At 52.4% G+C, this 16,030-nt stretch carries 14 protein-coding genes and 1 tRNA gene; all 15 read right to left on the bottom strand.

From position 1 onward, the window contains the following. The coding region (locus tag JW984_00370) for an elongation factor Tu (GenBank protein MBN1571632.1) at positions 1 to 86 on the bottom strand (86 nt) is incomplete at its 3' end. 63 nt (positions 87 to 149) lie between these two features. Beyond that, a complete protein-coding gene (fusA, locus tag JW984_00365) occupies positions 150 to 2,225 on the bottom strand; it encodes an elongation factor G (GenBank protein MBN1571631.1) in 2,076 nt (691 codons plus the stop codon). Positions 2,226 to 2,295: 70 nt separating this feature from the next. Then, entirely contained in the window at positions 2,296 to 2,766 is a 471-nt protein-coding gene (rpsG, locus tag JW984_00360; GenBank protein ID MBN1571630.1) for a 30S ribosomal protein S7, read from the bottom strand. Positions 2,767 to 3,005: 239 nt separating this feature from the next. Beyond that, on the bottom strand, positions 3,006 to 3,380 hold the full coding sequence (locus tag JW984_00355) for a 30S ribosomal protein S12 (GenBank protein MBN1571629.1): 375 nt from the start codon (positions 3,378 to 3,380) through the stop codon (positions 3,006 to 3,008). Positions 3,381 to 3,538: 158 nt separating this feature from the next. Beyond that, a complete protein-coding gene (rpoC, locus tag JW984_00350; protein ID MBN1571628.1) occupies positions 3,539 to 7,624 on the bottom strand; it encodes a DNA-directed RNA polymerase subunit beta' in 4,086 nt (1,361 codons plus the stop codon). A gap of 30 nt (positions 7,625 to 7,654) precedes the next feature. Next, positions 7,655 to 11,773: a DNA-directed RNA polymerase subunit beta gene (gene rpoB / locus JW984_00345; GenBank protein ID MBN1571627.1), complete on the bottom strand. Its 4,119-nt coding sequence runs from the start codon at positions 11,771 to 11,773 to the stop codon at positions 7,655 to 7,657. A gap of 156 nt (positions 11,774 to 11,929) precedes the next feature. Continuing rightward, a complete protein-coding gene (gene rplL, locus JW984_00340; GenBank protein ID MBN1571626.1) occupies positions 11,930 to 12,307 on the bottom strand; it encodes a 50S ribosomal protein L7/L12 in 378 nt (125 codons plus the stop codon). Between the two features lie 95 nt (positions 12,308 to 12,402). Continuing rightward, positions 12,403 to 12,927: a 50S ribosomal protein L10 gene (locus JW984_00335; protein MBN1571625.1), complete on the bottom strand. Its 525-nt coding sequence runs from the start codon at positions 12,925 to 12,927 to the stop codon at positions 12,403 to 12,405. Positions 12,928 to 13,153: 226 nt separating this feature from the next. Next, a complete protein-coding gene (locus tag JW984_00330) occupies positions 13,154 to 13,858 on the bottom strand; it encodes a 50S ribosomal protein L1 (protein ID MBN1571624.1) in 705 nt (234 codons plus the stop codon). Between the two features lie 59 nt (positions 13,859 to 13,917). Beyond that, positions 13,918 to 14,349: a 50S ribosomal protein L11 gene (gene rplK / locus JW984_00325; protein ID MBN1571623.1), complete on the bottom strand. Its 432-nt coding sequence runs from the start codon at positions 14,347 to 14,349 to the stop codon at positions 13,918 to 13,920. 200 nt (positions 14,350 to 14,549) lie between these two features. Continuing rightward, on the bottom strand, positions 14,550 to 15,080 hold the full coding sequence (nusG, locus tag JW984_00320) for a transcription termination/antitermination protein NusG (protein ID MBN1571622.1): 531 nt from the start codon (positions 15,078 to 15,080) through the stop codon (positions 14,550 to 14,552). 282 nt (positions 15,081 to 15,362) lie between these two features. Continuing rightward, positions 15,363 to 15,548: a preprotein translocase subunit SecE gene (gene secE / locus JW984_00315; protein MBN1571621.1), complete on the bottom strand. Its 186-nt coding sequence runs from the start codon at positions 15,546 to 15,548 to the stop codon at positions 15,363 to 15,365. A 154-nt stretch (positions 15,549 to 15,702) separates the two neighbouring features. Next, a tRNA-Trp gene (locus JW984_00310) sits at positions 15,703 to 15,779 on the bottom strand. 3 nt (positions 15,780 to 15,782) lie between these two features. After that, a complete protein-coding gene (rpmG, locus tag JW984_00305) occupies positions 15,783 to 15,932 on the bottom strand; it encodes a 50S ribosomal protein L33 (protein MBN1571620.1) in 150 nt (49 codons plus the stop codon). A gap of 11 nt (positions 15,933 to 15,943) precedes the next feature. After that, positions 15,944 to 16,030: elongation factor Tu (locus tag JW984_00300; protein ID MBN1571619.1), on the bottom strand; the 87-nt coding region annotated here is incomplete at its 5' end.

The following is a 16,030-nucleotide window of genomic DNA, read 5'->3' as shown; positions in this document are numbered from 1 at the left end:
GTCAATGTCGTCTTCCCGTGATCTATGTGGCCGATCGTTCCCACGTTTACGTGCGGCTTGGTCCTCTCAAATTTCTTCTTGGCCATCTTACTCTCCTTGGAAAATTATTACATCCCTATTAAATAGGATATTATTTTATTTAAGGGTTATTATGTTCTAATACCTGCTACGATCTCCTCGTGCTTACGCTCCGGTACTTTCTGATAATGGTCGAACTGCATCGTGTATGTGGCCCTTCCCTGAGTCATCGAGCGAATATCGGTGGCATAACCGAACATCTCGTCCAGCGGAACTTCTGCCCTGATGGTCTGGGTTCCCCTTCTCGGCTCCATCCCCAGAACCTTTCCCCTTCTGGAGCTCAAATCGCCCACAACATCCCCGGTATATCCCTCCGGGGTCACCACCTCAACGCTCATAATAGGCTCGAGGAGGATGGGTGTGGCCCTTTTCATCGCGTCTTTGAAGGCCATCGACGCCGCAATGTTAAACGCCAGCTCCGATGAATCCACCTCGTGATAGGAGCCGTCGTTTAGGGTAACCTTTACATCTACGACCGGGTATCCGGCGAGCACTCCCTCCTCCATGGCCGTCTCTACACCCTTTTTAACGGCAGATATATATTCCTTCGGGATACTGCCACCGACCACTTTATCTTCAAAGATAAAACCCTCATCGGAGGTCGTCGGGGTGATGGTGATCTTGACGTGGCCGTACTGTCCGCGTCCCCCCGATTGCCTTATAAATTTTCCCTCCGATTCCGCCTTTGCCGTGATGGTCTCCTTAAAGGCGACCTGGGGTTTCCCCACTTTTGCATCTACCTTAAACTCTCTCAGGAGCCTGTCCACGATGATCTCGAGGTGGAGCTCCCCCATTCCGGAGATCAGGGTCTCGCCCGTTTCCCCGTCCACCCGCACTTTAAATGATGGGTCTTCCATTGCGAGCTTAGCTAAAGAGAGGCCGAGCCTCTCCTCGTCCGCCTTGCTCTTCGGCTCCACGGCGACCGAGATGACCGGCTTCGGAAAATCCATCGCCTCGAGAACCAAGAGGTTGTCGCTCATGCAGAGCGTATCCCCGGTATTTGTCTTTTTGAGCCCCACAACGGCGGCGATATCTCCGGAGTAGACCTCCTTTATATCCTCCATTTTGTTGGCGTGGACCTTAAGGAGTCTTCCAATCCTCTCCTTTTTGCTTCTGGTTGAATTATACACATCGGTGCCCGCCTTGAGGCTGCCGCTATATACCCGAATATAGGTCAACTGACCTACGTACGGGTCGGTCATGATCTTGAATACGAGGGCCGAAAAGGGGGCGTCATCGTCGAGAGAAAGCTGTACTTCCTCTACGGTATCTGGATTAATCCCCGACACCAGCGGGATATCGGACGGGGCCGGAAGGTAATCGACAACGCCGTCCAAGAGCGCCTGCACCCCCTTGTTCTTGAAGGCCGACCCGATAAAGACCGGAACGACTCCGCCCGTTATCGTGGCCTTTCTAAGAGCCTTTTTTATCTCCTCTTCCCCGATTTCCTCACCCTCGAGGTACTTGGCCATCAGATTATCGTCGAAGTCGCAAACCGTCTCGACAAGACTCTCCCTCATCTCATTAACGCTGTCGAGGAGCTCATCCGGTATATCGACCTCGTAAAACTTCGTTCCGAGGGTCGTATCGTCGTATTTCCTTCCCTTTTTGGTTATAAGGTCTATTATCCCCTCGAAGTTATCCTCGGTGCCGATGGGGAGCTGCAACAGGACGGGAAGGGAGCCGAGCCTCTCCTTCATCTGCGAGACTACGTTCAAGTAATCCGCGCCGACCCTGTCCATCTTATTGATGAATGCGATCCTTGGGATATTGTACTTATCCGCCTGGCGCCAGACCGTCTCCGATTGGGGCTCCACGCCTCCCACGGCGCAAAAGACCGCGACGACTCCATCGAGAACTCTGAGAGAGCGCTCAACCTCCGCGGTGAAGTCCACGTGCCCCGGGGTATCGATAATATTGATTCTGTGATCCTTCCAGAAACAGGTCGTTGCGGCGGATGTAATTGTAATCCCCCTCTCCTGCTCCTGCTCCATCCAGTCCATGACGGCGGTCCCGTTGTGGACCTCTCCCATCTTGTAGGAGATCCCTGTATAGTAGAGAATCCTCTCCGTTGTCGTTGTCTTTCCCGCATCTATGTGGGCCATGATCCCTATGTTGCGGTTTCTTTTAAGGGGAACTTTTCTCATTTAACCTTGTGCCTCTACCAGTAAAAAAAAGCCTTTTCAAAAGGCCTTAAAACAGTAATGTAAAAATAAACTACCAGCGATAGTGAGCAAATGCCTTGTTGGCCTCGGCCATCTTATGGGTATCCTCTTTCTTCTTTACGGCCGATCCCTTGTTGTTCGATGCGTCGAGAATCTCCGCGGCGAGCCTCTCCTTCATGGACTTTTCACTCCTATTCCTGGAGTAACTGATAAGCCATCTTATCCCGAGGGCTTCGCGCCTGTTGGGCCTCACCTCCACCGGAACCTGATACGTGGATCCACCCACCCGTCTCGACTTTACCTCGATAACGGGCTTTATGTTGTCCAGGGCCTTTTTAAAGACCCTAACCGGATCGTCCTTAGATTTTTCCGCAACGATATCGAGGGAGTCATACAATATCCTTTCGGAGATGCTCTTCTCACCTTTCAGCATCATACAGTTGATAAACTTCGCTATGAGCCTATCCTTGTATTTCGGGTCCGGCAGGATCCCCCGCTTCGCTACTACTCTCCTTCTCGGCATTTTTTCCTTTGCTCGGCCGTTATTTGAGCTTAACGGCCCTCCTTATATATTATTTCTAAAAAATATCTGCTATCGACCATTCCCCTTCAACGCCCTAGGCGCCCCGCTTATTGATCGTCCCCTTCTGATCGTCCCCCTTTGATCGCCCCCCCTTGATTACCACTCCCTGATTACCCCCCCCATCATCATCCCCCCTGCCCACCATTACTGTCCCCCCGCACTTACTACGCCTACCCCCTTTAGACCTTGGGCCTTTTTGTTCCGTACTTTGACCTGCTCTTTTTTCTATCCTGCACGCCTACGGAGTCAAGGGTGCCGCGAACGATGTGGTATCTGACGCCCGGGAGGTCTTTTATTCTCCCTCCCCTGATCAGGACCACCGAGTGTTCCTGAAGGTTATGTCCCACCCCCGGAATATAGCTTGTCACCTCAATCTGATTGGTGAGCCTGACCCTGGCCACTTTTCTGAGCGCGGAATTCGGCTTTTTTGGGGTTGTCGTATACACTCTGACGCAAACCCCCCTCTTTTGCGGAGACCCCTGCAGGGCCGGAGCCGAAGTCTTTGACTTGAGCTTTTTTCTTCCTTTTCTCACCAATTGATTAACGGTGGGCATTTACACTCCTTTCGACAAAAAACTTATGAATTTTATCAGTAAGATAAAGTTTTGTCAAGCATTTTCCATTTAAATTTTGTCAATTCCTAAAAAAGTTTGGATTAAGGCCGTTTAACAGGGCACGGGGCTCAATATTTTCGCCTTGCCTGTAAACACAGCTAATCCGCCACGGCCTCCTCGGTTTTGGTCTCGGTTTCGAGCTCGTTGTACTTGTGAAAGCCGGTTCCCGCCGGGACGAGACGCCCCATTATGACGTTTTCTTTGAGCCCCCTCATGTAGTCGACCTTTCCGAGAATAGATGCCTCGGTCAGGACCTTTGTCGTCTCCTGGAAGGAGGCGGCGGAGAGAAAGCTCTCCGTGGAGAGGGACGCCTTCGTAATGCCAAGGAGCAGGGGTTTTCCCACGGCTGGGCCTCCCCCTTTGGCGATTACATTTCGGTTTTCCTCCTCGAACACCAGTTTTTCCACCTGCTCGCCCACGAGGAACTTCGTATCCCCGACCTCGGTTATCTTGACCCTCCTCAACATCTGCTTTACGATAACCTCGATATGTTTGTCGTTGATCTTCACGCCCTGGAGGCGGTAGACTTCCTGAACCTCATCCACGAGATACTTGGAGAGCTTCTCCTCTCCGAGGACCTGAAGTATATCGTGGGGGTTTGCCGATCCCTCCATGAGGGCCTCGCCGGCGTTTATAAAGTCCCCCTCGTGGACGTTGATATGTTTCCCCTTCGGAATCAGGTACTCCTTCGGCTCCCCGACCTTCGGGGTGACTAATACCTTCCTTTTGCCCTTTACGTCTTTGCCGTAGCTGACGTCTCCGTCGATCTCGCTGATGACGGCGAACTCCTTCGGCTTTCTGGCCTCGAAGAGCTCGGCCACCCTGGGAAGACCGCCGGTGATGTCTTTCGTCTTTGTCGTCTCCCTGGGGATCTTTGCAAGGACGTCCCCCGCCTCCACGCTGTCACCCTCCGAGACCATGATGTTGGCCCCCACCGGCATAAAGTAACGGGCCATGGCGGTGGAGCCGGGAAGCCTGTAGGTCCTCCCCTGGTCGTCTTTTATGGAAATGCGGGGTCTTGCATCCGGGTCTTTCGACTCGACGATGACCTTTCGGGAGAGGGAGGTCACCACATCCAGTTGCTCCTGCATGGTCACCCCCTCTATGACGTCGCCGAACTTTATGACTCCGCTGACCTCCGTCAATATGGGCAGCGTGTATGGATCCCACTCGGCGACCATCTGGCCCGATTTGACCGCATCTCCGTCGTTCACAAGGAGCTTCGAGCCGTAGTTCAGGGGATAGCGCTCCCTCTCCCTGCCGCTCTCGTCCTGAACTATTATCTCGCTGTTTCTGTTCATAACGATGGAGGTGCCGTCCTTTGTCTTGACCGTGTTCAGGTTGTAATATTTAATGTTCCCGTCGTTTCTTGTTTCGAGGGTAGTCTGCTCTGCGCGCCTGGAGGCCGTGCCGCCGATATGGAAGGTCCTCATCGTAAGCTGAGTTCCTGGCTCGCCGATCGACTGGGCTGCAATAACCCCAACGGCCTCTCCGATGTTGACCTTCTTACCCCTGGAGAGGTCCCTGCCGTAGCACTTGGCGCAGATTCCGCGCTTTGCGCGGCAGGTCAAGACCGAGCGTGTTATCACTTTCTCCAGGCCCGCCTCCTCGATCTTCTCCACCAGCTCCTCGTCTATCTCCTCGTTGGCCTTAACCAGAACCTCGTCGGTATATTTGTCCTTTATGTCGTTTAGGGCGACCTTGCCCAGTATCCTGTCTCCCACCGGCTCGATTATCTCCCCCCCCTCCATCAGGGAGGTCACCTCGATGCCCTTGATGGTGCCGCAGTCCTCCTCGGTGATGATGACATCCTGCACGACATCGACGAGGCGCCTTGTGAGGTAACCGGAGTTCGCCGTCTTCAGGGCGGTGTCCGCAAGACCCTTCCTTGCCCCGTGGGTCGAGATAAAATATTGCAGGACCGTCAGTCCCTCACGGAAGTTCGCCGTGATGGGCGTCTCTATAATCTCGCCGGAGGGCTTGGCCATAAGGCCTCTCATTCCGGCGAGCTGTCTAATCTGCTGCTGGGAGCCCCTTGAGCCGGAATCGACCATCATATGGATCGAGTTGAAGCTCGGGGTCCTCGCCCCATCCCCCTCTGCATGAAGGGACAGATCGTAAGCCAGCTCTTCCGTCATCTCTTGAGCGATCTCCTCGGTCACATCGGCCCAAATATCGATGACCTTGTTGTAGCGCTCGCCGTCAGTTATAAGCCCGTCGGTGTACTGCTGCTCGACCTTGCGCACCTCTTCCCTCGCCTCATCCAAGAGCTTCGGTTTGTTTTTGGGGATCCTCATATCCTTGATCGAAATGGATATCCCCGCTTCGGTGGCGTACTTGTAGCCAAAGTCCTTAAGTCTGTCCGCCAAGATGACGGTTTTTTTGTTTCCCGCATTCCTGTAGCTGATGTCTATGAGACGGGCGACCTCCTTTTTGGTCATGACGGTGTTGATGTTTTTGAACGGGATCTCCTTTGGGACTATCTCGTAAAGGAGGCATCTTCCAACGGTTGTATCGACAAGCTCTCCCTCAATTCTGACCTTGATCCTCGCCTGTAGATCGACCTCCCTCGCGTCGAAGGCGCCCCTGACCTCACCCATATCCGCAAAGATCTTGTTTTCGCCCTTAACGCCATCACAGCTCCTCGTGGTGTAATAGAGCCCCAGGACGATATCCTGGCTCGGGACGATTATCGGTTTTCCGCTTGCGGGAAGGAGGATGTTGTTAGTGCTCATCATAAGGACCCTCGCCTCCACCTGGGCTTCTATCGAGAGGGGAATGTGCACCGCCATCTGGTCTCCGTCGAAGTCCGCGTTAAATGCGGCACATACGAGGGGGTGAAGCTGAATGGCCTTTCCCTCGATCAGGATCGGCTCGAAGGCCTGGATTCCCAGCCTGTGGAGGGTCGGCGCCCTGTTAAGGAGAACCGGGTGCTCCTTGATGACCTCATCCAGGATGTCCCAGACCTCGGGGCGCTCGTTTTCCACCGCTTTCTTGGCGCTCTTTATGGTGGATACGTATCCCCTTTCCTCCAGCTTGGCGTATATGAAGGGCTTGAAAAGCTCTACGGCCATCTTCTTGGGGAGCCCGCACTGGTGAAGCCTGAGCTCGGGCCCTATGACAATAACCGATCTCCCGGAGTAATCGACCCTCTTTCCGAGGAGGTTCTGGCGGAACCGACCCTGTTTTCCCTTGAGCATGTCGGACAGGGATTTGAGGGGCCTCTTGTTTTGTCCGGTGATGGCCCTGCCCCTTCGCCCGTTGTCGAACAGGGCGTCCACCGACTCCTGGAGCATCCTCTTTTCGTTCTGGATTATTATCCCTGGGGCGTTAAGCTCCTGAAGGCGCTTGAGCCTGTTGTTCCTGTTTATCACCCTCCGGTAGAGGTCGTTCAGGTCGGAGGTGGCGAACCTGCCGCCGTCAAGGGGCACTAGGGGCCTGAGGTCCGGCGGGATGACCGGAATACACTCCATGACCATCCACTCGGGGCGGTTCCCCGAGTATAAAAAGGCTTCTATTACCTTGAGCCTCTTGGATATCTTTTTTCGCTTCGCCTCCGAGGTCGTATCGATCATCTCCCGCCTCAGGTCCTCGGCGAGCTTTGCGATATCCACCTCTTTTAAGATGTCCCTTATCGCCTCGGCGCCTATACCCACGTCTATATCGCCGTGCTTTTCCTTGACCCGGTGCAGCTGCTCTTCCGTAAGGAGGTCCCCCTGGGAGAGGGGGGAATCCTTCGGGTCTTTGACGACGTAGGTCTCAAAATAAAGAATCCTCTCCAGGTCTTTCAGGCTTATGTCGAGCACGGTCCCGATGCGCGAGGGGAGGCTCTTCAAGAACCAGATATGGGTCACGGGGGTTGCCAGCTCGATATGGCCCAGCCTCTCCCTCCTCACCTTGGATTGAATGACCTCCACGCCGCACTTTTCGCACACGACCCCCCGGTGCTTCATCCGCTTGTACTTGCCGCAGTTGCACTCGTAATCCTTCGTGGGTCCGAAGATCTTTGCGCAAAAGAGGCCATCCCTCTCCGGCTTGAAGGTCCTGTAATTTATCGTTTCCGGTTTTTTTACTTCGCCGTGAGACCAAGACCTTATCTTATCCGGCGAGGCGAGAGATATCCTCACGGACTCGATATCAATCGGGTCTTTAGGCTTTTCAAAATAGCTGAAAATATCGTCCAAGACTACACCTCTATAAAGAGATTAAGTAGCTTAATTCTTTTTCTTTCCCCTCTCTTGAAGCTCCATATCGAGCCCCAAGCTCTGCATCTCCTTGACTAAAACGTTGAACGACTCGGGAAGCCCCGGCTCCAGATACTGCTCGTTTTTGACTATCGACTCGTACATCTTGTTTCTCCCGGTGACGTCGTCCGATTTCACCGTCAGATATTCCTGGAGGGAATACGCCGCACCGTAGGCCTCCATCGCCCACACCTCCATCTCTCCCAGACGCTGCCCTCCGAATTGGGCCTTTCCGCCGAGGGGCTGCTGGGTCACGAGGGAATAGGGGCCGATGGAGCGGGCGTGGATCTTGTCGTCGACCAGGTGGTGCAATTTAAGGATGTACATCAGTCCCACCGTCACCTGCTGGCGGAAGGGCTCTCCCGTCCGTCCGTCGTAAAGGGTCGTCATGCCGGATTCCGGAAGTCCCATGCGCTTCAGCGCCTCCGACACATCGCCTTCCGTGGCCCCCTCGAAGACGGGAGTCGATATAAACACTCCCTTTCTGAACTTCAAGGCGATATTCTTTACTTCATCGTCGGAGAGAGTGTCCACGTAATCGTTCATGTTTCCGATTGAAAATATGTCCTTCAGCCTCTCCTTCATGGCGGAAACCGAGTAATTCGTCTCGATAATATCGTTGATCTTGTCTCCCATTTCACCGATGGCCCACCCGAGGTGAGTCTCGAGAATCTGGCCCACGTTCATCCTCGAAGGGACCCCGAGAGGATTCAAGACTATCTCGACCGGCGTCCCGTCCTCCATGTAGGGCAGATCCTCCTCGGGGAGTATCCTCGAAAGGACTCCCTTGTTCCCGTGACGGCCCGCCATCTTGTCGCCGACCGAGAGCTTCCTCTTCATCGCCACATATACCTTTACCAGCTTTATAACGCCGGGGGGCAGCTCGTCCGCCCTCGTTACCTTGTTTATCTTCTCGTCGAAGATGAGGCGGATCAACTCCACCTGTTCCGAGATGCTCTCAAATATCACCGCCAGTTTATCGAAGACGCCCTCGTCCCCCTTCACCTTTACCTTAACGTTTCTGAAGTCCTCGATCTTCAGCCCCGCAAAGCTCTCTTCGGTCAAAACCGTCCCCTTTTTAAGGAGCATGCTCTTTTTGTCATCGCCCAGGTTCGCGGCGAGCTTCATCCCCAAAAGAAGTTCCTTTATCCTTTCGAGGCCGCTGTTCCTTATGATAGAAATCTCGTCGTCCCTGTCCTTCTTTAGTTTCTCCACCTCTTCGTTCTCGATGGACAGGGTCCGGTCATCCTTGTCCACTCCCTTTCTGGAGAAGACCTTTGCTCCGATGACGATCCCCTCGATTCCCGGGGGCACCCTGAGGGAGGAGTCCCTGACGTCCCCCGCCTTCTCCCCGAAGATGGCCCTAAGAAGCTTTTCCTCCGGGGAGAGCTGGGTCTCCCCCTTGGGAGATATCTTCCCTATCAGGATATCGCCCGGGAAGACCTCGGCGCCTATCCTGACTATTCCGGATTCGTCGAGGTTTTTCAGCGCCTCCTCTCCCACGTTCGGGATGTCCCGCGTGACCTCCTCCGGTCCGAGTTTTGTGTCCCTTGCCATCAGCTCGAACTCCTCGATGTGAATCGAGGTAAAACTGTCTTCCTTTACCACCTTTTCGCTGATCAGGATGGAATCCTCGAAATTGTACCCGCCCCAGGGCATAAAGGCCACTATGACGTTCCTCCCCAGGGCCAGCTCCCCGTTGTTTATGGCCGGGCCGTCGGCGATTATCTGACCCCTGACCACTATGTCGCCCTTTTTCACGATAGGCTTCTGATTGACGCAGGTGTTCTGATTTGAGCGTTGGTACTTGATCAGATTGTAAATATCCACACCGGCCCCGTTATCGGAGTCGCTATTTGTGCGGATTATAATCCTCGAGGCGTCCACATTTTCGACCAAGCCGTTGTTCTTGGCCATAAGCGTAACCCCGCTGTCCCTGGCGACTATCCTCTCCATCCCCGTTCCGACCAAGGGCGCCTCGGGCCTGAGAAGGGGCACCGCCTGCCGCTGCATGTTGGATCCCATAAGGGCCCTGTTGGCATCGTCGTTCTCAAGGAACGGGATCAACGAAGCGGCCACGCTGACGAGCTGCTTGGGGGAAACGTCCATAAAGTTTATCTCATCCGGCTGTGCCATTCCAGGCTCACCGCCCCTGCGGACGTTGATCAAGTCCCTCATGAAATTGCCGTCGTCGTCTATCGGCGCATTGGCCTGAGCGATTACGGCCATCTCCTCGTTAAGGGCGGTTAAAAACTCTATCTCGTCGGTCACCTTAGCATCCTTCACCTTGCGGTAAGGGGTTTCGATAAAGCCGTACTCGTTCACCCTGGCATAGGTGGAAAGGGACGCGATAAGCCCGATGTTCGGCCCCTCGGGGGTCTCGATGGGACATATCCGACCGTAATGGGTGTTGTGGACGTCTCTCACCTCAAATCCCGCCCTCTCCCTCGTGAGGCCGCCCGGCCCGAGAGCCGAGAGCCTCCTCTTGTGGGTAATCTCGCTTAAGGGATTGGTCTGATCCATAAACTGGGAGAGCTGGGATGAGCCGAAGAACTCCTTGATTACGGCGGTGACCGGCTTGGAGTTGATCAGGTCGTGGGGCATCAGGGTCTCGACCTCCTGGAGGCTCATCCTCTCCTTTATTGCCCGTTCCATCCTGACGAGCCCGATCCTGAACTGGTTTTCGAGAAGCTCGCCGACCGCCCTGACCCGCCTGTTTCCGAGATGATCGATATCATCGATCTGCCCCTTGCCGTTTCTCAGGTCGAACAGGTATTTCACCGAATAGAGTATATCCTCTTTCCTGAGGACCTTGACGTCAATCGGAACGTCGAGTCCCAGCTTGTAATTGAGCTTTAGCCTTCCCACGTTGGAGAGGTCATACCGTTCGGGGTTGAAAAACAGGTTGTCAAAGAGGTTCTGGGCGGTCTCTATCGTGGGCGGGTCGCCCGGTCTCAACCTTCTATATATCTCTATTATAGCCGACTTCTGATCGGGGACCTTGTCGGTAAGAAACGTGTTTCTGATCGCCGAGGATATGTTGAAATCATCCATCAGGAGGACATCAAACTCCTTGATCCCCCTCTTGATAATCTCCTCCAGCCTGTCCTGGGTTATCTCGTCGTTCACCTCCACGATCACCTCTCCCGTCTTAGGATCGACTACGTCCGATGAGACAACCCGCCCGATCACCGACTCCAGGTCGACCGTTACAGTCTCTATGCCGGCTTCCCTCATCTTCTTGATAGTGGACTTGTTGAACTTCCTCCCCTTCCTGACCAAGACGTCCCCCGTCTCCGGGTGCTTGACCTCCTCGAAGGACTTCTGCCCGGCCAGATACTCGAAATCGGGAATCTTCTTGTATCCATCCTCGGTGATTATTATCCTTTCGGTGCTGTAGAAGAAATTCAGGAGCTCTTCGGTGCTGTACCCCAACGCCTTCAAGAGGATCGTGGCGGGAAACTTCCTCCTCCTGTCGATCCTGACGTGGATGATATCCCTGGGATCAAACTCGAAATCGAGCCAGGAGCCTCTGTACGGAATAACCCTGCATGAGAAGAGGAGTTTCCCGGAAGAGTGTGTCTTCCCCTTATCATGGTCAAAAAAGACGCCGGGAGACCTGTGGAGCTGACTTACGACGACCCGCTCCGTCCCGTTTATAATGAAGCTCCCGTTTTGCGTCATCATCGGGAGGTCACCGAAAAAGACCTCCTGCTCCTTGATGTCGCGAATGCTCTTTGCGTTCGCCTCTTCGTCCTTGTCCCAAACAACAAGCCTGACGGTAACCTTGAAGGGTGCCGCGAAGGTCATCCCCCTCTGATGACACTCCTCGACGTCGTACTTGGGCTCCCCCAACGAGTATTCCACGTACTCTAGTGAAGCGGTCTCGTTAAAGTCCCAGATTGGGAAGACGCTCCTGAAGACTCCCTCGAGCCCCGCATCCTTCCTCTCCGACGGGGGAAGATCGGTTTGGAGAAAGCGGAAATATGATCTCTTCTGCACGTCGATAAGCTCGGGTATATCGATGATACTTCTGCTTTTCCCGAAATCCACCCTCTCCCAATTGTACTTTTTAGCCAATTCGGCCATACCTTTATCTCCCGTAAAGCCCTGAAAAAGATAATAGAATGATAATTGCTATTTGATGACAGATAAGGTCTTAGAGAATTCTAAAACGCGTAATTAAAGAAAACCCAAAATCGAAAAAAGCGGGCCGGCACGACACCGGCCCATATTATCTTTATATTATTTTAACTCCGCCTTTGCGCCCACCTCGGCAAGCTTTTTGACCATCTCCTCGGCGCTCTCTTTCGAGACACCCTCCTTGATCGGCTTCGGCGCGGATTCAACAAGCTCCTTCGCCTCCTTGAGACCAAGGGTCGTAAACTCCCTGACCACCTTGATAACCTGGATCTTCTTTTCTCCTACATCGGTGAGAACAACGTCGAACTCCGTTTTTTCTTCGGCCGCTGCGGCATCTCCACCCCCAGAGGCGGGCATTGCGGCAATCGCGACAGGGGCCTGAGCCGACACACCGAATCTCTCCTCCAGCTCCCCTATAAACTCGGAAAGCTCGAGAACCGTCATGCTCTCGATAAATTGGATCACATCATCTTTAGATATTTTGCCTTCCGACTTCTTGGGAGCCGGTTTTTTTTCTTCGGTCACTTTTTTTTCAGCGTTTTCTTCAGCCATCTTTATTCTCCTTTTCACATCTCTTAATTAGCCGTTTCTTTGGCATCTTTAATCGCCACAAGGGCATACACAAATTTCCTCTTGATACCGGAAAGCACCTGAACCAATCCTGTCGGCACGGCATTCATCGTTCCCAGAAGCATCGCGATAAGGACGTCTCTGGAGGGGAGCTTCGACATGGATATGACATTCGCCTCGCTTATCTCCTTTCCCCTCAAGAGGCCCTTTTTGAACTCGAAGTTCTTAAACTTGCCGATAAATTCCGCGAGCACCTTTGAGGTAACCGCAGGATCCTCGTTGGAAACGATAATCCCGGTTGGGCCGACAAGATCTTCGACCATAGATGCAAAATCGGTATCCTTTGCCGCGAGAATTATGAGTTTGTTCTTCACAACCTTGTACTCAATCCCGACGTTCCTGAAGCCGTTCCTGAGTTCGTTCATCTCCTCGGCCGAAAGTCCCCGGTAATCCGTGAGAAAAGCCATGTTGGAATCGGAAAGTCTCTTGTGCATCTCGACTACGAGGGCTTCCTTTTTTTCCCTTTTCAATAAAACCTCCTTTCACCGCCCCGATCCAAATCAAACGGCAATTCCATTCAGGCCCATAAGTCGCCCGATAAAAACGACCGAAAAAAACGATCTCTCCTTGTCTCGGCGGGCCCCAATAAGGATTAAATGTTCGGGTCTTGAGACCGAATTGATCAATGAGTAAAGATCGGTGCCCAAACCCCCTTGCATACCGGCTGTCTCAGACAGGGGAAGTTATTCTATTTTTCTATTTTAAAATATTTCTCATATAAATCGGATCTATCTTTAACCCGGGTCCCATGGTGGAAGAAACAGCAATACCCTTGAGATATGTTCCCTTGCTTGTTTGCGGCTTCAGTTTGATCACCACCTCAAGGAGCGCCATGATGTTCTCCTTTAACTTTTCCACGCCAAAGGAAACCTTGCCGACGGGAACGTGCAGTATCCCGTTCTTTTCCACCTTAAAATCAACCTTTCCGGCTTTCAGCTCTTCTATCGCCCTCTTGAGATCGAAAGTCACCGTTCCGATTTTTGCGTTCGGCATAAGACCCCGCGGGCCAAGCAGTTTTCCCAATTTGCTGACCTGCCCCATCAAGTCCGGGGTTGCCACGGCCTTATCGAATTCGAGCCATCCGCCCTCTATTTTTTCTATCATATCCTCGGCACCGACGAAATCTGCACCGGCATCCTTGGCTTCCCTTTCCTTCTCCCCCTTGGCAAAGACAAGAATCTTAACGCTTTTTCCCGTCCCGTTGGGAAGCGCCGCCGCACCCCTGACCATCTGATCGGAATGTCTCGGGTTCACTCCAAGCCTGAAGGCAATGTCAACGCTCTCGTCAAATTTCGCCTTAGAATTGTTCACCAAAATATCCAGCGCCTCATTAAGGTCGTACCTCTTCTGGGCATCTATCTTCGCCTTTACAGCCAGATAATTCTTCCCACGTTTTGCCATCATCTTCTCCAATACTTAAGAATACTTAAGATATATATACTATTAATACTCGGCATTTTTTAATCGACACCCTCAACCTTGATTCCCATGCTCCTCGCGGTTCCCTCGATGATCTTTCTGGCATTGTCCAGATCCACGGCGTTGAGATCGGGCATCTTAGTCTTGGCTATCTCCTCCACCTGTTTTCTCGTCACCTTACCCACCTTCTCCTTGTTGGGGGTTCCGCTTCCCTTGATAATCCCTGCGGCCTTCTTTAACAGCACCGCCGCCGGCGGCGTCTTTGTAACAAAAGAGAAGGAACGGTCGGCATACACGGTGATGACGACAGGTGTAATCATTCCCTGTTCTTTTGCGGTCCTTGCGTTGAATATCTTACAGAACTCCATGATGTTCACGCCCTGCTGACCCAGGGCGGGCCCCACGGGCGGGGATGGACTCGCCTGTCCTGCGGGGATCTGCAGCTTTATTTGACCTATGACCTTCTTTGCCATCTTAGCTCCTTGTCCTTATATTTTTACAATTTCCTATTATTTTCCGACACATAGAATTCGCCCCCCTCCCCCCCGATCCCCCAGCCCCATCCCTCCTAAACACTAATCTTGCCCCATCCTCCCCAGCCTAATCCAGCCCCATCTCCCCTAAATCCCAACCAAGGAAAGCCCCTTCTGCCTCCCTCCCCATTGATCAAGGATTATCCCTTTTTTACCTGAAAGAATTCGAGCTCCACGGGAGTCGGCCTCCCGAAGATGGAGACCATAACCTTGACCTTTCCCTTTTCTGGGTAAACCTCATCCACGTAGCCCGCAAAGGTAGCAAAGGGGCCGTCGGTCACGCTGACGGCGTCGCCTTTCTCGAAGGTGATCTTCGGCTTTGGCTTTACGGCCCCATCCTCCATTTGATGCTGGATGTTCTCGACTTCTTCATCGGTGAGAGCCGGTGGATTTGTCGATCCGCCTACAAATCCCGTAACCTTGGGTGTATTCTTCACAATGTGCCAGGTCTCTTCGTTCAGCTCCATCTTTACGAGTATATATCCGGGGAAAAACTTCCTCATCGAGGTGTGTTTTTCACCCTTGACCATCTCCACAACCTTCTCGGCCGGGATCATTATATCGGTGATCTCATCTTCTTTCTCAGCCGATTTTACCCGCGCTTCCAGGGCGGATTTCGCCATCTGCTCGTATCCCGAGTAGGTGTGGACTATGTACCATTTAAGTGCCATGAGGATTTGCAATAAACCTTTTCTGTAAACAATTTCCGGCCCGACTTTCAACGAAAACACCTTACGTCCAGATTTCCTTAATTACGACAACTCAAATCAAAAACGTCCAAAAAAACCCTAAAGCCAAATCGACATTCCCGTTATTATCGCATATAAGATCTTTTCCGCCTATCCCTAAGAAATTCTGCATAATTCGTCTCTAAAATGCTTTTTATCTTCCAACCTTCATCTGCAGAGCCACGATCCTTAAAATACGCCGACTAATTTAAACTCGACTAAAAATTAGGGGAGCAGCATTTTAACTATCTCTGAAAGTAACAAATCTACTAAGCCGAGAAAGGAGGATATGATAATCGTGGTCAATAAGACGACGGCCGTTGATGCTATGATCTCTTTTCTTGTGGGCCAGGTGACTTTCTTTATTTCAACCTTAACTTCTCTAAGGAATTGGACTATTTTGTTCCACATTACAATTTATCCGGTATATATTAGACAAAAAATATACAGTTTTAAATGAGTAAAAAAGGCGGCGTTTCTTCATTAAATTTGGCAACAAATTTGTCAAATTTAATAAATCCGGGAGTGAACTCGTTCCAACAGATAACTTTCGCGCCTACTTGGATGGCAGGCCAGGAGGGATTCGAACCCCCATCACCCGGATTTGGAGTCCGGTGCTCTAACCGTTGGAGCTACTGGCCTTTTCTATTTAGTCTCCCGATGGACCGTATGTGTCCTACAGAATCTGCAATACTTTTTCAGCTCTATCTTGTCGGGAGTGTTCTTCTTGTTTTTAGTAGAAGTATAGTTTCTCCGTTTGCACTCAACACACGCCAGTGTGATTATATCCCTCATATAATGTCCACCTATTCGATGATTTCGCTGATTACGCCCGCGCCCACCGTGCGGCCTCCCTCACGGATGGCAAACCGAAGCTCCTTCTCCATCGCTAT

It is taken from the genome of Candidatus Zymogenus saltonus, from assembly GCA_016929395.1.
Lineage (GTDB): Bacteria > Desulfobacterota > Zymogenia > Zymogenales > Zymogenaceae > Zymogenus > Zymogenus saltonus.
The sequence above is the reverse complement of the archived record's forward strand: the minus strand, read 5'-3'. Positions and strand labels throughout refer to the sequence as shown.